Origin of the sequence: Clostridium ljungdahlii (assembly GCF_001636845.1) — a bacterium.
Lineage (GTDB): Bacteria > Bacillota > Clostridia > Clostridiales > Clostridiaceae > Clostridium_B > Clostridium_B ljungdahlii_A.
Map to the genome: position 1 here is coordinate 43,566 of NZ_LITT01000013.1, position 20,992 is coordinate 64,557.

Below are 20,992 nucleotides of genomic sequence, written 5' to 3' on the forward strand. Positions count from 1 at the left end.
TAATAGTAGATTACATCGGGTTCACCCGTTATAGTGGTAGAACATAGCGCTGTGTTCGATCAAGAGCTGGATTTTTTAAAAATCTAATTAGAGTGGAACCACGGAGTATAAACTTCGTCTCTATATAACATATAGAGATGGAGTTTTTTTGATTTCAAAGTAAATTTCATTCTTAAAATATTAATTTTTATATAAAATTTTGGGAGGTATTAAAATGATATTTACTAATGCTATAGACATGATAGGTAATACACCTTTGTTTAAACTTGATAATTTTAAAAATGAGGATGCAGCTGATATATATGTTAAACTTGAAAAATTCAATCCTGGTGGAAGTATTAAAGACAGAGCTGCCCTTGGTATGGTTGAAAGAGCTGAAAGAGAAGGACTTTTAAAAAAAGGTGACACAATAGTGGAGCCAACTAGTGGTAATATGGGAATAGCTCTTGCAATGATAGGAAAATTAAAAGGATATAAAGTTACAATTGTAATGCCAGAAACTATGAGTGTAGAGAGAAGAAATATGATAAAGGCTTATGGGGCAGAATTAGTTTTGACAGATGGAGCTAAAGGCATGAAAGGAGCTATAGAGAAATCCTATGAAATTGGTAAAGATAAAGAGGGTTACTATATACCACAACAGTTTATAAATACTGCTAATCCTAAAAAGCATTATGAAACTACAGCAGAGGAAATTTTAAAGGATTTAAAGGATGTAGATGCTTTTGTAGCTGGTGTTGGTACAGGAGGAACAGCAATAGGAGTAGGGGAAAACTTGAAAAAGCACAATAAAGATGTAAAGGTAGTTGCAGTAGAGCCAGCAGGTTCGCCAGTTTTATCAGGAGGTAAAACTGGAGCTCATAAAATACAAGGCATAGGAGCAGGGTTTGTACCTGATATTTACAAATCAGAAATTGTAGATGAGATTATAACTATAACAGATGAAGAAGCTTTTAAATATGCTAGACTTATGGGAAAAGAAGAGGGAATACTAGTTGGTATATCTTCAGGAGCTAATATAGCTGCAGCAATTCAAGTGGCAAAAAAACTTGGAAAAGGTAAAAAAGTAGTAACTGTAGCACCAGATGGAGGAGAAAAGTATCTATCCATGGGATTATATGATTAGTTAGTATGTAATTCAATAAATTCACAGTTCACAATTTTGGTGGATTTTTCTATGATAATGTTAGGAAGAACTTAAAAGCTAAGTAAAATGTGCGTTAAATTTTTAGAATTTCTATGATAACATAAAAATCATCCTTAATTGTGGATTGTGCATTATGAATTGATTACTTAGTATTATTTCTATATTAAGTCAAAATTTGAGCAATAAATTTGAAGGGAGAAAACAATGAGAAACCCATTTAGGCTATTAGCTTATGATATTAAAAATGCTATGAAAAATGATCCAGCGGCTAGAAATCCGTTAGAGGTTTTTATATTATATCCTTTTATTCATGCCTTGATACAGTATAGGATATCACATTTTTTCTATAAGAAGAAATGTTTCTTTATTGCTAGGTTAATATCACAAATTGCTAGGGGTTTAACTGGAATAGAAATACACCCAGGGGCTAAAATAGGAAAGGGATTATTTATAGATCATGGCATGGGTGTTGTTATAGGTGAAACTGCAGAGGTTGGAGATAATGTAACGCTTTATCATGGAGTGACTTTGGGAGGAACAGGAAAGGATACAGGAAAAAGGCATCCTACAGTAGGAAATAACGTATTTATAGGAAGTGGAGCAAAGCTTTTAGGCCCAATAGTTGTAGGCGATAATGTAAAAGTGGGTGCAAATTCAGTAGTTTTGAAAGATATACCAGCAAATTGTACTGTAGTAGGTATACCAGCTAAAGTAGTTAAGGCTGAAAGTAATACTGTTATAGAAATAAAAGACTATGCAGGAAGAAGAAAAAAGATATATAATGAAATGATAATATAATTTCTATATAAGCAGGTGGAAGGTTTGAACTATAAAGAAGATATACTGAGTTACTGTAATAAAATTGGATTGGATACTGTAGGATTTACAAAATGCAGAATATTCACCGAATTAAAAGATTATTTTAAATATAGAAAAGAAAATTTGCTTGAAAATGAATTCGAAGAAAAGAATATTGAAAATAGAGTTAATCCATATGTATATATGGATGGGGGAAAGACAATAATATCAATTGCCTTTCCCTATTTATTTGAAAAACAAGATGAGGGAAATATAAGCTTTTCTCTATATACTAGAGGAAAAGATTACCATGTAGTAGCACGTTATTATTTACAAAAAGTGTGTAATTTTATAAAAGGTTTAGGGGGAAAAGCTGTATACTTTGTAGATAGCAATTCTCTTCCTGAGAGATATATAGCTTTTCAGTGTGGAATAGGATTTATAGGAAAAAATAATATGATTATTACAGATAAATATGGATCTTATGTTTTTTTAGGAGAAATAATAACTGATATAAAAGTAGAAACTGATATCCCACTAGAAAGTAAGTGCGGCCACTGTAATCTATGCCAAACATCATGCCCTACAGGTGCTTTGCTTGGAGATAAAAATTCTAATATATGTATGTCATATATAACTCAAAAAAAACATATAGATAATAAATGGTTTTCGCAATTTCAAGGAAGATTATTTGGATGCGACACTTGCCAAAAAGTATGTCCATATAATAGTAAGGTTGCTTTCTCTAATATACAGGATTTTAAGCCTTTTGATTTTATGAGTAGAGTTGATTTAAATGAAATTGTAGATATGGATAAAAAAATATTTACAGAGAAATACAAAAACACATCCTGTGGATGGAGAGGTAAAAATATTATTCAGAGAAATGCAATTATAAATATGCTTACATTAAATAAAAGTATTAATTTGGAAGATAAAAGCATAAGGTCTACCTATGTAAAAGATTATTATGATAGACTTTTACAGGTTTTAAAATTATAATTTATATGAGAGAGGTACATTTAAAAAAGTATACCATATATAAAAGAAAGGGTGGATTTATTTATGATTTCTCCATGGATGGTCAAGCTAATGGGACATCTCCCTAAAGGACTTTTAACTTATATTTCAAAAAAGGTATTAAGTGGTTACTTAAATAGATGTGCAGATATAAAAGTAAAAGGCATTGAAAATCTAAATGAAGTGGAAAGACCTGTAATATTTATCTGCAATCATTTAAGTAATTCTGATGCTCTCGTATTGAGTAGAGTACTTAAATCAGAAAACCTGACTTTTGTAGCAGGTAAAAAACTGAATCAAAATTCTTTAACTCAGCTTGGTATGTGCATTACAAAGACCATCAATATAAAACCAAATAGTGCGGACAAGGATGCTATATCTAAAGTTATAAATACCGTGAAAAACGGTAATAATATACTCATGTTTCCTGAGGGAACGAGAAGTAGAACAGCAAGCTTAGCAAAAGGAAAAAGAGGGGTAGTTTTAATACAGAAGCTAACTAAGGCTGCAATTCTTCCTATCGGTATCTCTGGTACTGAAAAGCTTTTACCTATAAGTGACAAGGATATGGCTCTAGAAAGTTTTCATAATGCAGAGGTAAATGTAAACATAGGAAAGCAGATAGATATACCGCCCCAAAATAAAGGCGAAAACAAACATGTATATGAAGACAGAATATCTGATTTATTTATGAAAAAAATAGCAGAACTTTTGCCTGAACAATATAGAGGAGTATACAAATCTTAATGAAGGTGATAAAAGTTGAATAAACAAAATATAGATAATATATTGAAAGTATTGAAAAAAACCTATCCAGAAGCCACATGTGCATTGAATTTTGGATCTCCTTATGAATTGCTAGTGTCCACTATGCTTTCAGCTCAATGCACTGATGTAAGAGTAAATAAAGTTACATCAGAATTGTATAAGCAATATAATACTCCTGAAAAAATGATATCTTTAACAGAGGAAGAATTAGGAGGAAAGATAAAAAGCTGTGGCTTTTTTAGAAATAAAAGCAAGAATATACTTTCAACTAGCAGAGAACTTGTTGAAAAGTACGGTGGAGAGGTACCACATACTATGGAACAATTGATAGAACTTCCAGGAGTGGGTAGAAAAACTGCGGATGTTGTTTTGTCAAACGCCTTTGGAGTTCCAGCAATTGCAGTGGATACTCATGTATTTAGGGTATCAAATAGACTTGGAATTGCAAAAGGAACTACTCCTCACAAAGTAGAAATGGAACTTATGAAAAATATACCCAAAAGTATGTGGAGTGATTCACATCATTATTTAATATGGCACGGCAGACGTATATGTAAGTCAAGAAAACCTGATTGTGAACACTGCCCTTTAGCACCTTACTGTGAATACTTCAATCATCCAGAGGAAATTAAGTCTTGAAGTTTAGAACTTATGTAGAGTTTATAAGTAAAAGTTACTCTATGCTCTGAATATTTTTACAACATTCAGCACGTTAAATATTTTGATAAGACTAAGCAAAAAAATTAAAAAAATACTGAGAACTTTTGAAAACTTGTACCTCAAACAATTCAAAAGTTCTAGATTTTTTAAAATTTTTTTTACTAAGACTTATATACAAAATATTTAAAAGTGTTTCATTATTGTAAAAATATTTCTGCACATAAAGTGATTTTTAAGTTAGAAAACTTATGTACAGTTTCTAAATAAAAATTTTTATTTTTCAGATACTTTATATAAACTTGTAATAACTACATATCCAAATAGTAGCTGAAATATAGATATCAAATTTGTATTGACTCTTAAAAAGAATTCAATTGGTTGTATTAATACATTTCTTATAAATGAAACAGGACAATAAAATATAAAAACATAAGATGAAAAATATAAACTTGGTAAGCCTATTAGTATCAATTTGGGAAGATTTACTTTCCATGTTCCATTTTTATCCTTTTCATTTAGAAAGTATTCTAAGCCAATGAGAAAGCCAATTACTGCATAAAGAATAAATGTTATTAATCCATATTGATAAATATTTGTTCTAAATGCTTCCTGCAATTTTTTTAGGTAAATTGAAGCATATCCTGCTAAATACATAAATGCAATGATAATAAATGCATATACAAAATATTTTAACCAAGTTTTAATTTTCATAAATATACCACCTCCATTTTTAAAATTGTCCTAAACTTTAGTGACATTTATGCTGTATTATTCAATTTTTAAATAATTTGTATAATTTTTAAACTGTGAAATTTGAGTATTCAACTTTTATTATAAACTCTATGAGTTTATAAGGTGCCTTCTTATCAAATCGAGGGCAGTCATAGTAGCTCTTTGTCTTACAACATCTCTGCTGCCAAAGAATTGGCACTTCTTAACATAAGTTTCTCCGTTTATATAAAGTCCTATATATACTAGGCCTACAGGTTTTTCGTAAGTACCGCCGCCAGGACCTGCAACTCCTGTAGTAGCTATGCCTATATCAGTATTTGCTGTTTTAGCTATACCTTCTGCCATTTCTTTTGCAGTCTCAGAACTAACAGCAGTAAATTTGTCTAGGGTATCCTTTTTTACTCCTAGTCTTTTCATTTTGGCCTCGTTGCTATAAGTCACAGCACCTTCTTTAAATACAGCAGATATGCCAGGATAATTTACAAGTCTTGCGGCTATTAGTCCACCAGTACATGATTCTGCAGAGGATATAGTTAAACCTTTATTTATCAATAATTTTCCTATAACCTCTTCCATAGTGTCATCATCTTCACCATATATATTTATCCCTAGTTTTTCTCTAATTTTAGATTCTACAGGTTTTATAAGCTCTACAGCTTCTTCTTCTGTATTTGTCCGTGCAGTAATTCTAAGTATTGTATCATTTTCCTTTGCATAAGGAGCTACAGTGGGATTTACACTATTATTTATAAGATCTGAGACACTCTCAGCCATAGAACTTTCTCCCATACCGCAAACTCTAAGTGTTTTAGATTTTATTACTCCAGTACTATATTTTTTTAAAAATGGTACTACATAATTTTGAAACATAGGCTTTGCCTCTTTTGGAGGACCAGGAAGTATTATTAAAATTTTTCCGCTTTGCTCCATACAACATCCAGGAGCCGTACCATGTGGATTAGGAAATATAGAAGCACCTTCAGGAAAGTAAGCTTGCTTTATATTATTGCCTTCTAAATTTGATTTTCCCATTTTCTTAAAATAAGCTTCTAAATGGCTAAGTGAATTTTTATCTAAAATCATCTTCTTGTTAAAGTATTCAGCACCAGTTTCTTTAGTTAGATCATCTTGTGTAGGTCCAAGCCCTCCAGTTGTAATTATGATGTCAGTTCTTTCAAAAGATTTTCTAAACTCATCTAAAAGTCTTTGAGGATTATCTCCCACAACAGATTGGTGATACACTTCTATACCAAGATCAGCTAATCCTTTGGAAATAAATTGTGCATTTGTATTTACTATATCTCCAAGTAAAATCTCTGTACCAACGCATAATATCTCAGCTTTCATTTATGTATTACCTCCATATTTAATTATATTTGTAGAATAAACATATTTCTATGATAGCATAAAAATTATGCTTATTTGTTACAAATTAATAATAATTAAATTAATAATTTTTATATATAAAAGCTATTACTCTATAGTATAATAACTATGTGAAAGTAAAGAGGTGATAATGATGAGTGGAAAAAGAAAGACTAGAAAAAGAAAGACTAGAAAATCAAAGAGGATGTTAGGCATAAGATTAAAAATAGTGGGTTTAGCTGCCTTAACTATTTTTTTGAGTATAAGCTGTGGATTTATAGTATATCATTATAATGATATAAAATACTGGGATAACTTAATTTATCCTAGGGTTTCTATAAATAATACGGATCTTTCTGCAAAAACTAAAGATCAGGCTAAGAGTATAATGAGCAGCGGATATTTAAATAAATTTCAACAGAGACAGATTACTATAATTGCAGGAAATAAAAGTTATGAATTACCTTATTCGAGTTTAAGTTTTACGTACAATTTGGATGAAACTCTAAAGTTGGCCTATTCTTATGGAAAAAGCAGCAATATATTTAAAAAATATGAATTATTAAAGAATCCTAAAAATGTAAACTATAATTTGAAATTTTCTTATGACACTAAAGCTATATATAATATGGTAGATAAAATTGCAAGTGAAGCTGATAAGGAACCTGTGAATGCATCTCTTGAAATGGGAGGAGTGAAGTTTTCAGTAATACCACAGAAAGATGGGCTTAAGGTAGATAAAGAAGCTTTGAAAAAAGATATTGAATCTAAAATAGATAAAAATTCAGATCAGGATTTAACTGTAAAAGCAGTGCTCAAAACTACCAAAGCTAAAATAAAGGAAGATGATCTTAAACCTGTGGACACATTAATATCTAGTTTTAGTACAGCCTATGGTGGCATATCTTCTGGTGAAAGGGCAAATAACATATCACTTGCTACTAACAGCATAAATGGACATGTAGTAATGCCAGGAGATACTTTTAGCTTCAATGATGTTGTAGGGCAGAGAACTGCAGCAAAAGGATATGAGGCAGCTCCTGTTATTATTGGAGATAAAGTGGAGTCAGGGCTTGGTGGGGGAATATGTCAGGTATCTACGACGCTTTACAATGCAGTTGCTAAAGCAGGGCTTACAACTACGGAAAGGACTCACCATACTATGCCTGTTCATTATGTTCCTCAAGGAATGGATGCTACAGTAGATTATGGAAATATAGATTATAAATTTAGAAATGATTTTAAATATCCTATATACATACAAGGTTATACTTCAGGTGGTAACATAGTATTTAATTTATATTCCAATTCTTCAGTATCAAAATAAAAATTACATATTAACTTAATTAAAAAAGTATGCTATAATAGGAAAGTAGTTTATGCGGATATGGCGGAACTGGCAGACGCGCTAGATTCAGGTTCTAGTGAGGGAAACTTCATGCAGGTTCAAGTCCTGTTATCCGCACCATGTCGAGTGTTCATAACGATACTGAACATTCCGTGAATAGGAGTAACCGAAAGGTTGCTCCTATTTTCGTTACCCGGCTTTCCGTGTGATATACTCCACCGCCACACCCTGCCGGTGCCTTGCGCCTGAGAAACGACGATCTTTTCAATCAGCTCGTTCACAATGGTTGGGGTGAGTTCCTTGATTTCCTGCTGTGCTTCCCGCAAAGATTTGTCCATCAGCAGCTTTACGAAATCTTCTTCTTCGTCCTGTAAAAATTGCGTCATACGCCGAAGCTCCAAAAGAACCACTTCTTCCAGTGCGTCGGCCCGTATGTAATCTATACATTGCACATAGCTTTGGTAACTAATTGGTAAGTTGTTCAAGCCTTATGGGATATGGGTTTTTGAGTATTCGGCAAGAAATTAATACCAATTAGTTGCAGATTAACTATAAAGTTTTGAGATGTAAAAAGAGCTTTAAAGCATCAATTTACACCAGCATGTTCCAATTAAGCTATGTAAAATGCTCAATTTATCTATGAGTTTGTTTTTTAAACATTAATGGCAATTAATTACCATTAATGTGTGCAATGTATAGACCTTTCAGGAACGGCTGAAAGCGCAGATAGATGTTTGCCTTGCCGAAAAGCCGCTGGATATGGACTCCTTTTTGCAGGCTATGGCGAAAGCCGGCTACGAGGTAAAGCGTGGGTGTGGCGGCACGATCAACTTCCGGGCCAAAGGGCAGGAACGGTTTACGCGCCTGCGTTCCTCTACGCTCGGAAAAGGCTATGGCCCGGAGGACATACGGGCAGTTGGAAAAACGGGCGGCGGAAGCAGCAGATCGTCTTCACGTTCTTTCCGAACAGATCAAGTCCATTGAGGGCGCTATGAGCGCCAATGCGGAGCTAAAGGGCGCGGTGGTGGATTACGCCAAAACCCGGCCCGTGTTTAGCGGTTACAAGGCTGCGAAATACAGTAAAAAATATCTCGTGGAGCATAAGGCCGAGATCGCGCTTTACCGGGCGGCGCAGGAAACATTCCGGCGCGTCCTGTCCGGGGCGAAGCTCCCAAAGATGGATGCTCTCAAAGCTGAATATCAAAAGTTGGCGGCGGAAAAACGGGCCACATACAAGGAGTATCGCGCGGTACGGAAGGACACGCATGAGGTTGTCACGGCGAAGGAAAATATCGACCGCCTGTTCGGGTTGACGGACACGCAGAAAAATAAGGAACAGGAGCGGTAGCGACGGTGACGCAACAACAGGCGCAGAACGCCGACTTTGGGGCGGATGGCCCCAACAAGCAATTTTATGTTTATATCTTTTTGTGCTCCTCGTGCAGGACTTAATGTTCAGAATACGTCAAATAACGATGCAAACACTTAGATACGACTCTAAGTGTTTGCTTACTTATCTGTTTTTGATGTCAAGATGATTATGCTCCGACATGTATTTTATCGGGTCATAACCGGCTTGTGGATCAGCGATGTAGGAATCATAAAAGGCAATTTTTAAATCAACAATGTTCAAATTCTTTTTAAGATCATCTATCTGTCTCAGGATTGCCTTGCGATGCTCAATCATCAACTGTCTCCGTGCTGGAGCGGTTTCTTCTCCCTGCATACACAAATCGATATATTGCCTAATTTCCTTGACTTGCATCCCGGTATTTTTAAGGCAGCAGATTAGTTTTATCACGTCAAGGTCGGCTTCACTAAACTGCCGGTTTCCGGTGCTGTTTCGGGTGACAAAGGGAAGAAGCCCTTCTTTATCATAAAAGCGGATTGTATAAACGGATATGTTACAGATTTGCGCGACTTCATTGATAGTATACACAGTCAAAATCTCCTTAAAAAATTACGCTTGACATAGATAGAACTCTAAGTGATATCATCAGTATAAAGCACAAGTCAAAAAACTTCAAGACTTTTTGTCTTTATGGAAAGGAAGATGATAAATGTACTTTCAATTGCACAATGATCGCAAGGGATGCCAAAGCGAAATATATGGATTTAGCAAGGGAAAATTTATTAAACAAGGAGAATTTAATTATGGCAGAAAATATGAAGCGTGACTGGACAGCAGCGGATATCCCCTCACAAAAAGGCCGCTCGGTAGTGATTACCGGAACCGGTGGAATCGGCTATGAAACAGCGCTGGAAATGACTCGCGCAGGGGCCGAAGTTATCATAGCGGGTCGAAACAAGGGCAAAGGAGAAGAAGCAATAAGACAAATTAAGGAACTGACTTCTGGTGGAAATATTAGGTTTGAAAAACTTGACTTGGCGGATCTTGCGTCCATCAAAGCATTTGGCGAACGGATAAAGGCACAGCACAAAAGCTTGGATATATTAATTAACAATGCGGCGGTAATGAATCCACCGCAGCGCAAGGTTACCAAAGATGGATTTGAACTGCAAATAGGCACAAACTATCTTGGGCATTTCGCGTTAACGGCGCACTTGTTTCCTCTGCTGCAAAAATGTAACAAGCCCCGGGTGGTCACAATGAGCAGTATTGCGCATCGTCAAGGCATTATAAATTTTGCTGACCTCCAATCAGAGGTGAACTACAAGCCCATGGTAGCCTATTCTCAATCAAAGCTCGCATGCCTAATGTTTGCACTTGAGCTACAACGGCGAAGTGATGCGGCTGGCTGGGGGATTAGCAGCATGGCGGCACATCCAGGAATCTCAAGGACAGAATTGATCCCGAATGGAGCCGGAAAGAATAGCCCTGCGGGTATCGCTCGGCGTTTATTTGGGCCGATATTCTTTCAGCCCGCAGCCCATGGGGCATGGCCGTCACTTTATGCCGCGACAGCGAAAGAAGCCACGGGAGGCATATATTACGGACCTTCCAGAATGAACGAAATGAGAGGATATCCTGCACTCGCTCAAATTGCGCCGCAAGCAAAGGATATCGAAGTTGCTTCAAAGCTTTGGGAGGAATCTGAAAGGCTGACAAACGTAAAGTTTTAATGCTATTATCACTAAATAGCTAAGCTAAGGCACCTACGCTAAACTTCGTAGAGTGCCTTGTTTTTTTGTCGTTGTTTTTTCTAGCTACCTTTACGCAGAAATACGGATTATACAATTAGTCATGCGTTTTAAAACGAAGACCATCGAAAACGATAGCCAGCAAATGATGGAATCTGCTTGTATCAGAGACATCTTCAAGCTCATCTACAATCATAAGAAGACCGGACATCAGGGCGAACAAATCCATGATGTTAATATCTTCCCGTACCGCCTTTGCCTGTTGCGCTCGGGTGAGGAGATCATCACATGCCGACTGAAGATCCAACATTGCGCCGGAGACTTCCGTCCGTGCGCGAAAAGTTCCGATTCTGAAAGCGTCCCTCGCTGCCCTATTCGTAAAGCCATCTTCCATAATGCCGGAAAGAAAATCAAAAAACGTTTTGCCGGGATCGGTATGGCTGATAAGGGCTTTTGCCTCCTCGGTAAGCTTTTGTTTATAACTGATACTGACTGCGTCAAATAATGCTTCTTTGGTTGGAAAATGACGATATATCGTACCGATGCCAATCCCGGCCATGCGGGCGATTTCACTGATTTGAACCGAAAGCCCTTTCTCTGAAAAAATTTTACGGGCCGCTTGCAGTATCAGCTCCCTATTCTGTTTTGCATCAGCCCGCAGCGTCTTTTCGGAATCATTAGAAAAGCAGGAATGATCGGATTGCATATTTACCATTTCGTCAGTAGTATTTGCGGCAGCCAAAGATTTTTTCCCCTTTGCCATCATAAGTCCCCTCTTTCCTCTTTATTTTACCTGAAAAAATGAATGTTGACAACGGAATCATGATTCCGTATAATATAGTCTATAAACGGAACGCCATTCCGTTTATAGATTGTAAAGGTGTTTTGAAAATCAAAAGCTATTTGGGAGGGAAAGATAGGATGTCAAAAGGGAAAAAAGAGAAGCTCGACCCATTAGTTACCAGAGCAGCTATTATACTGGTAATCGGATCAATTACGCCGCTGCTTGATTCCACGATGGTCAATGTAGCGATCCAGTCCATTTCGCTCGACTTCAAATGTACGATGTCAGTGATCCAATGGGTGATCACAGGGTATATGCTGGCGATGGGAATTGCCACGCCCATTTCCGGTTGGGCCAACAAACGCTTTGGTGGAAAGCAAGTTTATATATTTTCTTTAATCACATTTTTTGCAGGTTCCGTGCTGACAGCCCTGTCATGGGATATTGGAAGCCTGATTGTATTCCGGCTCATTCAGGGGCTTGGCGCCGGACTGATGGTTCCTATCACATTAAACCTGCTCGTACAGATATCAGGAGGGAAACAATTAGGTCAGATAATGTCCTATATGAGTATTCCTTCTGCGTTGGGACCGATTTTAGGACCGGTGTTGGGCGGGGTGATTGTAAACGGCCTAGGTTGGCGCTGGATTTTTTACGTAAATGTTCCCGTTATTCTGGTTGCAATTCTTTTGGCCGTGAAAGGGTTGCCGAAAGATAAAATATCCGATCACAAAGGGACCCTTGATTGGATCGGTATCTCCATGCTTTCTCCCGCGTTTGCCATTCTCATTTACGGAATCTCCCAGATCAGCTCTTATGGAGGAATCATAAACAGCGCGGTATTTGTGCCGCTTATGATCGGTGTTGTCCTGATGGCTGCATTCGTTGTTTATGCTCTGCATAGTAAAGGCACTCCGGTGGTAGATTTACGCCTTTTCCGATTGAAAAATTTTTCCGTATGCAGTATCCTGCTTTTTCTTTCCGGACTAATCATCAATGGGTCGATGCTGCTCTTCCCGTTATACTATCAGCAGGTACGCAGTGAAAGCGCTTTTTATGCCGGATTGTTACTGATTCCGCAAAGCATCGGCATGCTAGCGACACAGAACTGGTTTGGGAAGCTTACTGACCGAATCGGCTCGCGCTGGATTGTTCTCACAAGCCTTATGATAACCGTCCTGGGCACAATTCCCTTTGCTTTTGCGGATGGAAGTACCAATCAAGTGTTGCTGGCAATCGCGCTGCTGATCCGTGGCGCCGGTCTTGGTGGATTGTATATCCCGATTATGGCTTCTGCATACATAGGAATTGAGGAGAAGCATGTTCCGGACGCCAGCACAGTGACAAGAATACTGCAAACCATCGGGGGCGCGTTCGGACCGGCGATTCTGGCAACAGTGATTCAATCCCAACTTACCGTTCATCAAACAATGAAGGTAGCCCAAGCGGAAGCAGGAGCATACAATATGGCCTTTTGGTGGTCGATTGCTTTCGCCGTGATTGCTTTTATTCCAACTTTCTTTTTGCCGTTGCGTAAAAACACGTCAGAAATAAAGCCAGCGTCACAAGCTGATGGAGGCAAGCAATAAAAGCGTATCGAAATTGGAGAAAGGAATATATTACAACATAATTAAGAAAAATACTATATAACATTTTACCCATATGATCCAACAAACTAAAAAATTTGGTATATATTGTAGTAGGAATAGTACTATCAAAATCAGTTGTACTATCAGAAATATCAGAGAAACTGAAAAATGATTATACAGAAGCTGGTGAAGCCAGCAAGATAAAAAGAATATTTAGATTTTTAACAAGTCCTATAATAAAATCAGATTACCTATATTATAACTTTATTGCTGAGGTAATGAAAAAATACATTAAGAGAAGTAACAATAATAAGCTAATCATAATATTTGACCATACAACTATAGAGGATAAATTCTTAATACTGCAGTTTTCATTGAAAGTAGGTAAAAGGGTTGTTCCCCTATGGTACAAAATATTCAAGTATAAGGAAAAAGGCAGCAAAAGTTTTAAACATATAAAGCAGGGAATAAAAGAACTCAATGATATTTTTGCTTCATACAATTATGAAGTTATACTGCTTGTAGATAGAGGCTTTAAAAGTATAGATTTATTCAGATTTATAGATGAGCTTGGATGGAAATATTGTATAAGATGCACTAATGATATGCTTGTAAAAATAGAGAAAAATGAAAAAATAAAATACCTTAGAGATATAAAACCTCTAAAGAAAAGTGTTAAAAAGTTCAATAAAATCTTACTGAGTGCAGAGGAATATGTATGTAATTTAGCAGTATGTAAGGCTGAAGAAGCAGAGGATACATGGTATCTAGTAACTAATATGTCTAGTAAGAGGGCTGTTAATGAATATAAAAAGAGATTTGATATAGAAGAAATGTTTAGAGATCTAAAGTCCAGTGGATTTAATATGGAATAGTCTCACTTGGGTGGCGCTTGAAGACCTATAAATTTGACTTGTAGTGTATAGTGCTAAGCATTCAAGGAGCAATATAAATGGATAACGAAAAACTTAAGAGAGATAAAAAAATCTTTATATGGATAATAAATATAATTTTATTTGTATCATGGTTTCTGTCTCAAGAACCGTGCATACAATTTATTAGGTTGCTATTAGGCCCAAAAGCAAAAGAAACTTTATTTGGTTTTCCTCTTGCATTACAAATATTTTCATCAGTTAATTTTTATATTATGTCTGTTTTTTATACTGACGAATACAATCAAATAACTGTGTCGATGAAGAAAAGTTCTTTGAGGCGTAAAGCCACGGTTATATTGTTTTTCCTTGGTGATTGGTTATATAGAATCCTAGTGTTCCTGTTAATGCTCTTATACAAACTAATATTTGCTTTTAGTGATGACCAAGATGGTATTAAAACTGTTGACGACACACACAAATCGATTATGCAAAGGTATGAAAAATATCCTATAAAACTGAAAATACTGTGCATTGCGTTGGCATTATCAGGTTTGCTTTTCTTAATAGCGTATATACTGGAACTTGCCGCCCCAGAAATATTACAATATTATTCCAAGGCTATTGGTCTTGCCGTTTCACTTATTGGTTTTTTTAGTATTGCTCGCTCATCAACAACTTATTTCCTGAGCCGAGGTAATGTAGTTAAGGAAAATGAAGATTAATAAGTACATTCCCCCAAAATTCAAATTTTCTGCGTGATTGGATAGACAATGTGGTGTAATATTCGTTTGCCTGATACCGAAAACCTTTATTTTATGTGGGTTCCCAAGTTTGTCGTTATGAACACTCGCACCAAATGAATACTTAATGGCATTCATCAAGTTTTAATATAAAATTTTGTACACTAGGGCTTAAAGAATTATTTGAGTGACTGGTGTATTTTTATTTTATAATAGAAGGTTGAAGTAGCTGAAAATATTGATATGTGAAAGCTACAGAGTACAAAAATAACTAATTTTCTACAAAATATTTACTACTTGTCCGAAAAGTTATAAGATTATAGGAGAGGATGTTTTGTAGAGGAGATGGGAAAGTGGAAGGTACCAATGATAAATTAATTCAAGTTGGAAGATTTTATCAAAAATTAAATGATATAATTGGTTCAAATTTACCATTACAAAAAATATATCGTTCTAAAGGACTCCCAGCCCATTTAATAAAGGAAAAACATTTTAATTGTTTAAAACATATAGATGATATATCAAATATCATAAAAAATCCTGATTATGTCGGGATAAATCCAAATGAAAAAGGGGATACTGTAGAATTAATTAAAGTACTTGATAAAAATATCCTAGTTGGAATAAAGTTAGATGTTGATGAAAATTATTTATATGTCTCTACAATGTATGATGTTCAAGAATCGAAGCTTCGGCGAAGGTTACATAGTGGAAGAGTTAAGAAATTTATTATTGACAAAAATGAGTAAAGAATGTATTATAGTTATAGCAAGTGAATATGATAATTATAGGATTATTGAGGTCGGAAATGGTTCCCGACACACTCGAAAGAGTACCTGAGATGATGGATACACCGCCCATCCAGTAATCCAAACGTATATAAGGCCTCTGATTGATTTTAGAGGTCTTTTGCTATGTTCAAATTTTTAAAAAATAAATATATAACTTTAGCTAAAAATTTTAAGGAGCTTATAGAAATATAGAGCAGGATTAAATAGAATAGTATAGTACATTTTGCTGTGATATACTAAAATATATATGTATTTTTCAGATTTATTTGAAAACGATCAACCAGTTGTATCTCAATAATCTAAGATGAAGGTTAATTGTTTGATTAAAATACCTCCTCTTAGATGTCAACTTATATAAACAGAGTTCTTGTCATCAGATAAATATAAGAAGATGGAGGTAAGATAACAGCTAATAAAACTTTATATAATGTTTGTAATATAGTAAATTCAAGAGGTAATTATATGAAATACTATTTTATTAGAGAATTTTCAAAACTAATATGTAAAAATTCTCAAACATTAAGGGAGTGGGATAAAAAAGATATATTAAAACACACCATGTTGCTCCAACAGGATACTGATACTATTCACAAGAACAACTTAATTATTTTTTAGGAATTAAAGGCATTGAAACTAAAACTAAAAAAGTAGTTGGATATTGTAGAGTTAGTTCTCACAAACAAAAGGATGACCTTGAAAGACAATCGATGCGGAATTAGCTGAAAATTTAATCCAAATTGTAACTGCTTTTAGTTGTGGATTACAAGGTAAAAGGGCTCATAGAGCTAAAAAAATGATTAAGGAGTTGCTTAAGAATGATACTGGCGAAGAAAGTTAGAATTATACCTAATATAGAGCAGGAACAACAACTTTGGAAGTCTGTTGGAACAGCAAGATTTATTTATAACTGGACACTTGCAAGGCAACAAGAAAATTATAAAAATGGTTGTAAATTCATTAATGATGGTGATTTAAGAAAAGAAATTACTTTAATGAAGCAAACGGAAGAATATTGCTGGCTAAATGAAGTATCTAATAATGTAGCAAAACAGGCTGTAAAAGATGCTTGTAATGCTTATAAAAGATTCTTTAAAGGATTAGCAGATAAACCAAGATTTAAAAGTAGAAGAAAAAGCAAACCATCATTTTATAATGACAATATAAAATTAAAAGTTAAGGCTAATATGGTTTTAATTGAAAAGGTAGGTTGGGTTAAAACAGCAGAACAAATATCAATGAAAGTTAAGCATACCAACCCAAGAGTGAGTTTTGATGGGAAGTATTGGTACTTATCTGCAGGTATTGAGAAAGAAAATCCAATATTAGAATTAACTGATGAAAGCATAGGTATAGATGTTGGAATTAAAGACCTTGCCATATGCTCAAATGGAATGACTTTTAAAAATATTAATAAAACAAGATTAGTTAAAAAATTAGAAAAAAGATTACGTAGGTTGCAACGTAGAGTTTCAAGAAAATATGAGTTAAATAAGGAAGGGAAGAAGTTCGTCAAAACAAGCAACATTATAAAACTTGAAAAACAGATAAAATTGCTTTATAGAAGGTTAGCTAATATTAGGAACAACTATTTACATCAAGCAACTATCAAGATAGTGAAAGCCAAGCCGTCAAGAGTTGTTATGGAAACACTTAATATTAAAGGTATGATGAAAAATCGTCATTTATCAAAATCAATAGCTAAGCAAGGATTATATGAATTTAAAAGACAGCTTCAATATAAATGTCAATTTTATAGAATTGAATTTGTCGAAGCTGATAAATGGTATCCTTCATCAAAGACATGTAGTAAGTGTGGTCATGTAAAATCTAAATTATTACTATCAAAAAGAACTTATATCTGTGAAGAATGTGGAGCTATAATTGATAGAGATTTTAATGCTTCAATCAATTTAAGCAGATATTCAGCATAACTACCTAAACAGTTGTGTCTGAGGTGTAGGATTCGTTGTATCCGAAGTTAAGCCCTTGGAGTGTTATATCAAACGAAAGTAGCTTTATAGCAAAATCGGACATATTGAAGAGGGAATTAAACAAGCTTTATAGAGTTTTATAAGGTTTTGGCAACGGTATTAACGATGAAAAAAAGATTGATTGGATCAATATGTTTATTCTTAGCAGCTTGTATATGGGGTGGAATGTATGTAGTTAGTAAATATATACTGGAGTTTATTTCTCCAATTACACTTGTGTGGATTAGATATGTAATTGCATTTGTGGTTTTATTTTTAATACTTATGTTTTTTAATTATAAAAAAGGATATAAGGTAGTTATAAAAAAGAAGGACTGGCTTCTCATTGCATGGATAGGTTTTATAGGATATTTTATTTCTATATGCCTCCAGTTTATAGGTACAAAATTATCAGATGCCCATATGGGATCATTAATTACAGCGTCTACACCTGTATTTGTGATTATATTTGCCAGATTCATACTTAAGGAATTATTTACAAAGAAAAAAATAATTTCTTTAATACTTGCTACCTTTGGTGTCGTCATAGTTATTGGATTGGATTCCATGTTTATGAAACATCTTTTAGGGAATATAATTCTTGTTGGAGCTGCTGTGACCTGGGCGTTATTGTCTGTTTATGTAAAAATAGCATCTAAGCGATTTGATTCACTAATTATAACTACATATGCAATGCTATTTGCTTTAATATTTACCACTCCACTTATGCTCATGCAGCATAATGATTTTACATTAATACTAAATGATAGAAGTCTAATACTTGGGATGATTTATCTTGGAGTTGTATCTACAGCAGGAGCATTTTTTTTGTGGAATAAAGGTATTGAACTTATGGATGCAGGAATTGGATCACTATTTTTATTTTTTCAGCCTGTTACGGGTTCAATTTTTGGATGGCTCTACCTCCACGAGCAGCTTACATTTGGTTTTTTTATAGGTGGGATACTTATAGTAATTGCAGTGGTTATAGCTACTACAAGTGCGGATAATTGATGAAGTAAAAAATGCTATTACATGGCTTTTTCTTGTAACAGCATTTTTTCTATAATATTATATATTTCATTCCAATTTAATACTCTGGTGATATTTTGATTTAAGGGCATACGGTTGTAGTTTGTGTCTACTAGTAGTACTTTAAAGTTACTTTTAGATAATTCAATGGCATTTTCATAACTATCTTCTATAAATATATCACAGTTTAAGTTTTTAGCTGTACCTACCTTATGAGCGGAACCAAGGACGTAAATACTATCGTAAGGTATTTCGTATTTATTCAAGTATTTGTGTGTTACAATTTCCAGACATTTTTCACGAGCAGTTACAAAATAAATGCTATTTAATTCTGCGAGTTTTTGTATAACTTCTACAGCGTCTTTTCTTATTGTCTCTTTACTATGAAGTTTAAATTTAATTTTATTGTAAAAATCAGTATACTCATCTCTTGTTATTCCAATAATTTTATGAAGTTCATATTGTGTTACTTTATCGGCAGTTATATTCTTATTAAAGTATTTATTGGCACTTTCTATCCAGTAATATGGGTCTGTAATTGTTCCGTCAATGTCTATACATATATTCATATTTTTTATACCTCCTATATAGATATACTAATGTATAATTATTAATAGGATATTAAAACAAAATTAAATCTGTGTAAAAATATAATATAGTAGAAGAATAATATTAACTGGAATATTAAGGAAATAAATGGTATAATGTACATATCATAAAAAATGAAAAAGGGACAGTGATATTATGAGGATTGACAGCAGAAAAAAGTTAATGTTTTCCTGCATTTTTTTAATTTTATTAATGTTTATTTTTGGAAAAAATATTAAAATATTGAATCAAGTTAACTCTATGAAGATAGCTGCATCTCCTATAGTTAAAATGTCAAATAATCATAGTTCATCTAAAAAGTATCGTATAGTACTTGACCCTGGTCACGGAGGAATAGATAGAGGGACAAGCTATGGAAATATGAGTGAAAAGGACTTAACTTTAAAGATAGCAAAGTATGCTGAGTCTTACTTAAGGAGTCAAGGAGATGTAGTATTTTTGACTCGTGATAAGGACAAGCTATTACCGCTTAAAGAAATAGGAAACAAAACAAATTCTTCTCATGCAGATGTTTTTGTTTCAATTCACGTAAATTCCTTAAATGATAAAGATTTTAAAGGAATAACTGCATTATATTATGATGTGAATGGATATCAAAAATCTGAAAGGATAAGATTAGCAAAAACAATAGAAAGCCAGGCAGTAAAAAATGATGGTTGGGAAAGTAAGGGCATAAAAAGACAAAATCTAGCAGTACTAAGATATAGCAAAATACCTGGGGTACTTATGGAATGTGGATTTATAACTAATGATGATGATAGAAAAAGGTTGTCAAATGATGATGTGTTAAAAAGACTTGCGAAAAATATTTCAGATGGCATAATAAAGTATTTAAATGAAAATCCTCAATGACCGTCAATGTAGGTATTACTAAGCAAAAAATCAATTTATACTACGGATATTTTTTACAACCTTCAGTTCATTAAATATTTTGATAAGTCTAAGTAAAAAATTCTAAAAAGCTAGGAACTTTTGAAAACTCGTACCTCAAACAATTCAAAAGTTCTAAGTTTTTACGAATTTTTTTCTAAGACTTATGTGCAAAATATTTAAAAGAACTTCATTATTGTAAAAATATGCCTGCGTATAAATTGATTTTTAAGTTAGAATACCCATATAAACCTACATATAGATTATAAAGTTTAAAGTTAAATCTATAATTACTCAAAATTGCTAGTTATAAATCTTGGGTGGATTTATCCGATTAGCTACCATTGCTAACACCCCCATCGCACACAGCGAAAGCGATCATCACCAAATCAAAGATGTGATATCTGCTTTTCTATCAAAGTGGGGGACAAGTACTGCTATGCGCATGGATAAGTTTAATTGTAGAGTTAACTATATATACTATGAAATATCTCTACTATATGAGCTCATTTTTGAAGGTAACACTCTGTATAAGTTGATTTTTGTTTAAAAACTCTATAGTGCTTCTAATATAACTGGGTTTGGAATAAAATACTATTGAAAAGTTACTCTCAAATAATCCACAACTGTGGATAGATTTCACAGAGATTGTAGAGTTAAAAGTATGCTCTTTACTGAAACATCAATATGGAGTAATATATTTAATAGGACTTTTGAACTAATGAGTTTAGAAGCTTAAAGAAATTATTATTTATTTATATTTTATATGTTGTAATAGAGGAGGAAATAAAA

Annotated in this window: 21 protein-coding genes, 1 tRNA gene, 2 pseudogenes and 1 other annotated feature (1 of these 25 running past the window's edge); of the genes and pseudogenes, 18 read left to right on the forward strand and 6 right to left on the reverse strand. The window is 34.1% G+C overall.

Annotated features, from left to right (window positions below; genetic code table 11):
• Positions 1-125, forward strand: a binding site (T-box leader); it begins 116 nt to the left of the window's first position.
• An 89-nt stretch (positions 126-214) separates the two neighbouring features.
• From cysK to nth, 5 genes are all read left to right on the forward strand, one after another.
• Entirely contained in the window at positions 215-1,126 is a 912-nt protein-coding gene (gene cysK, locus WY13_RS07775; RefSeq protein WP_063555129.1) for a cysteine synthase A, read from the forward strand.
• A 225-nt stretch (positions 1,127-1,351) separates the two neighbouring features.
• A complete protein-coding gene (epsC, locus tag WY13_RS07780) occupies positions 1,352-1,945 on the forward strand; it encodes a serine O-acetyltransferase EpsC (RefSeq protein WP_063555130.1) in 594 nt (197 codons plus the stop codon).
• Between the two features lie 24 nt (positions 1,946-1,969).
• The gene (queG, locus tag WY13_RS07785) at positions 1,970-2,947 is read left to right on the forward strand and encodes a tRNA epoxyqueuosine(34) reductase QueG (RefSeq protein WP_063555131.1); all 978 of its coding nucleotides are present in this window, start codon (positions 1,970-1,972) and stop codon (positions 2,945-2,947) included.
• 63 nt (positions 2,948-3,010) lie between these two features.
• Positions 3,011-3,712, forward strand: coding sequence for a lysophospholipid acyltransferase family protein (locus WY13_RS07790; protein WP_063555132.1), 702 nt, complete (start codon positions 3,011-3,013; stop codon positions 3,710-3,712).
• Between the two features lie 15 nt (positions 3,713-3,727).
• Positions 3,728-4,372 (forward strand): endonuclease III, encoded by a 645-nt coding sequence (gene nth / locus WY13_RS07795; protein WP_063555133.1) that lies wholly within the window; start codon positions 3,728-3,730, stop codon positions 4,370-4,372.
• A gap of 294 nt (positions 4,373-4,666) precedes the next feature.
• Here the strand turns inward: nth and WY13_RS07800 are convergent, their stop codons facing one another.
• Positions 4,667-5,104 (reverse strand): hypothetical protein, encoded by a 438-nt coding sequence (locus tag WY13_RS07800; protein ID WP_063555134.1) that lies wholly within the window; start codon positions 5,102-5,104, stop codon positions 4,667-4,669.
• 129 nt (positions 5,105-5,233) lie between these two features.
• Positions 5,234-6,472, reverse strand: a complete 1,239-nt coding sequence (locus tag WY13_RS07805) for a competence/damage-inducible protein A (RefSeq protein ID WP_063555135.1) — start codon at positions 6,470-6,472, stop codon at positions 5,234-5,236.
• A 172-nt stretch (positions 6,473-6,644) separates the two neighbouring features.
• Here WY13_RS07805 and WY13_RS07810 point away from each other — a divergent pair, with 172 nt between their 5' ends.
• Both WY13_RS07810 and WY13_RS07815 read left to right on the forward strand, forming a co-directional pair.
• Positions 6,645-7,817, forward strand: coding sequence for a VanW family protein (locus tag WY13_RS07810; RefSeq protein WP_063555136.1), 1,173 nt, complete (start codon positions 6,645-6,647; stop codon positions 7,815-7,817).
• A gap of 54 nt (positions 7,818-7,871) precedes the next feature.
• Positions 7,872-7,958, forward strand: a tRNA-Leu gene (locus WY13_RS07815).
• On the opposite strand, the gene WY13_RS20475 is transcribed toward WY13_RS07815, so the two are convergent.
• Positions 7,937-8,224: a DUF4368 domain-containing protein gene (locus tag WY13_RS20475; protein WP_082848437.1), complete on the reverse strand. Its 288-nt coding sequence runs from the start codon at positions 8,222-8,224 to the stop codon at positions 7,937-7,939. The two genes, WY13_RS07815 and WY13_RS20475, sit on opposite strands and share 22 nt — an antisense overlap.
• A gap of 530 nt (positions 8,225-8,754) precedes the next feature.
• On the opposite strand from WY13_RS20475, the gene WY13_RS07820 reads away from it, so the two are divergent.
• Entirely contained in the window at positions 8,755-9,186 is a 432-nt protein-coding gene (locus WY13_RS07820; protein WP_242866375.1) for a hypothetical protein, read from the forward strand.
• A gap of 165 nt (positions 9,187-9,351) precedes the next feature.
• Here the strand turns inward: WY13_RS07820 and WY13_RS07825 are convergent, their stop codons facing one another.
• The gene (locus WY13_RS07825) at positions 9,352-9,777 is read right to left on the reverse strand and encodes a MerR family transcriptional regulator (protein WP_063555138.1); all 426 of its coding nucleotides are present in this window, start codon (positions 9,775-9,777) and stop codon (positions 9,352-9,354) included.
• Positions 9,778-9,917: 140 nt separating this feature from the next.
• On the opposite strand from WY13_RS07825, the gene WY13_RS07830 reads away from it, so the two are divergent.
• Positions 9,918-10,922, forward strand: a complete 1,005-nt coding sequence (locus tag WY13_RS07830; protein WP_242866376.1) for an oxidoreductase — start codon at positions 9,918-9,920, stop codon at positions 10,920-10,922.
• A gap of 115 nt (positions 10,923-11,037) precedes the next feature.
• On the opposite strand, the gene WY13_RS07835 is transcribed toward WY13_RS07830, so the two are convergent.
• A complete protein-coding gene (locus tag WY13_RS07835) occupies positions 11,038-11,706 on the reverse strand; it encodes a TetR/AcrR family transcriptional regulator (RefSeq protein ID WP_082848438.1) in 669 nt (222 codons plus the stop codon).
• 155 nt (positions 11,707-11,861) lie between these two features.
• Here WY13_RS07835 and WY13_RS07840 point away from each other — a divergent pair, with 155 nt between their 5' ends.
• From WY13_RS07840 to WY13_RS07870, 8 genes and pseudogenes are all read left to right on the forward strand, one after another.
• A complete protein-coding gene (locus WY13_RS07840) occupies positions 11,862-13,313 on the forward strand; it encodes an MDR family MFS transporter (RefSeq protein ID WP_063555140.1) in 1,452 nt (483 codons plus the stop codon).
• A gap of 95 nt (positions 13,314-13,408) precedes the next feature.
• Entirely contained in the window at positions 13,409-14,188 is a 780-nt protein-coding gene (locus WY13_RS07845) for a transposase (protein WP_063555141.1), read from the forward strand.
• Positions 14,189-14,265: 77 nt separating this feature from the next.
• Positions 14,266-14,910 (forward strand): hypothetical protein, encoded by a 645-nt coding sequence (locus WY13_RS07850; protein ID WP_063555142.1) that lies wholly within the window; start codon positions 14,266-14,268, stop codon positions 14,908-14,910.
• 371 nt (positions 14,911-15,281) lie between these two features.
• Positions 15,282-15,677 (forward strand): hypothetical protein, encoded by a 396-nt coding sequence (locus tag WY13_RS07855; protein WP_082848439.1) that lies wholly within the window; start codon positions 15,282-15,284, stop codon positions 15,675-15,677.
• A 504-nt stretch (positions 15,678-16,181) separates the two neighbouring features.
• Positions 16,182-16,420 (forward strand): annotated as a pseudogene (locus tag WY13_RS22290) (MerR family transcriptional regulator); the annotation flags it as partial.
• A gap of 11 nt (positions 16,421-16,431) precedes the next feature.
• Positions 16,432-16,557 (forward strand): annotated as a pseudogene (locus tag WY13_RS22295) (IS607 family transposase); the annotation flags it as partial.
• Positions 16,535-17,650, forward strand: a complete 1,116-nt coding sequence (locus tag WY13_RS07865; protein WP_063555144.1) for an RNA-guided endonuclease InsQ/TnpB family protein — start codon at positions 16,535-16,537, stop codon at positions 17,648-17,650. The pseudogene WY13_RS22295 and the gene WY13_RS07865, both read left to right, overlap by 23 nt.
• 147 nt (positions 17,651-17,797) lie before the next feature.
• On the forward strand, positions 17,798-18,703 hold the full coding sequence (locus WY13_RS07870) for a DMT family transporter (RefSeq protein WP_242866378.1): 906 nt from the start codon (positions 17,798-17,800) through the stop codon (positions 18,701-18,703).
• Positions 18,704-18,720: 17 nt separating this feature from the next.
• Here WY13_RS07870 and WY13_RS07875 read toward each other — a convergent pair whose 3' ends face one another.
• Positions 18,721-19,299, reverse strand: coding sequence for a 5' nucleotidase, NT5C type (locus WY13_RS07875; protein WP_063555145.1), 579 nt, complete (start codon positions 19,297-19,299; stop codon positions 18,721-18,723).
• A gap of 223 nt (positions 19,300-19,522) precedes the next feature.
• Here WY13_RS07875 and WY13_RS07880 point away from each other — a divergent pair, with 223 nt between their 5' ends.
• A complete protein-coding gene (locus tag WY13_RS07880; RefSeq protein WP_242866379.1) occupies positions 19,523-20,182 on the forward strand; it encodes an N-acetylmuramoyl-L-alanine amidase family protein in 660 nt (219 codons plus the stop codon).
• Positions 20,183-20,992 lie beyond the last annotated feature (810 nt).

Excerpts from the sequence above, each read along its gene's own strand:
- cysK (WP_063555129.1), top strand. The coding sequence starts at position 215 with ATGATATTTACTAATGCTATAGACATGATAGGTAATACACCTTTGTTT.
- epsC (WP_063555130.1), top strand. The coding sequence starts at position 1,352 with ATGAGAAACCCATTTAGGCTATTAGCTTATGATATTAAAAATGCTATG.
- WY13_RS07790 (WP_063555132.1), top strand. The coding sequence starts at position 3,011 with ATGATTTCTCCATGGATGGTCAAGCTAATGGGACATCTCCCTAAAGGA.
- WY13_RS07800 (WP_063555134.1), bottom strand. The coding sequence starts at position 5,104 with ATGAAAATTAAAACTTGGTTAAAATATTTTGTATATGCATTTATTATC.
- WY13_RS07805 (WP_063555135.1), bottom strand. The coding sequence starts at position 6,472 with ATGAAAGCTGAGATATTATGCGTTGGTACAGAGATTTTACTTGGAGAT.
- WY13_RS07810 (WP_063555136.1), top strand. The coding sequence starts at position 6,645 with ATGAGTGGAAAAAGAAAGACTAGAAAAAGAAAGACTAGAAAATCAAAG.
- WY13_RS20475 (WP_082848437.1), bottom strand. The coding sequence starts at position 8,224 with ATGACGCAATTTTTACAGGACGAAGAAGAAGATTTCGTAAAGCTGCTG.
- WY13_RS07830 (WP_242866376.1), top strand. The coding sequence starts at position 9,918 with ATGATCGCAAGGGATGCCAAAGCGAAATATATGGATTTAGCAAGGGAA.
- WY13_RS07835 (WP_082848438.1), bottom strand. The coding sequence starts at position 11,706 with ATGATGGCAAAGGGGAAAAAATCTTTGGCTGCCGCAAATACTACTGAC.
- WY13_RS07840 (WP_063555140.1), top strand. The coding sequence starts at position 11,862 with ATGTCAAAAGGGAAAAAAGAGAAGCTCGACCCATTAGTTACCAGAGCA.
- WY13_RS07850 (WP_063555142.1), top strand. The coding sequence starts at position 14,266 with ATGGATAACGAAAAACTTAAGAGAGATAAAAAAATCTTTATATGGATA.
- WY13_RS07865 (WP_063555144.1), top strand. The coding sequence starts at position 16,535 with ATGATACTGGCGAAGAAAGTTAGAATTATACCTAATATAGAGCAGGAA.
- WY13_RS07880 (WP_242866379.1), top strand. The coding sequence starts at position 19,523 with ATGTTTATTTTTGGAAAAAATATTAAAATATTGAATCAAGTTAACTCT.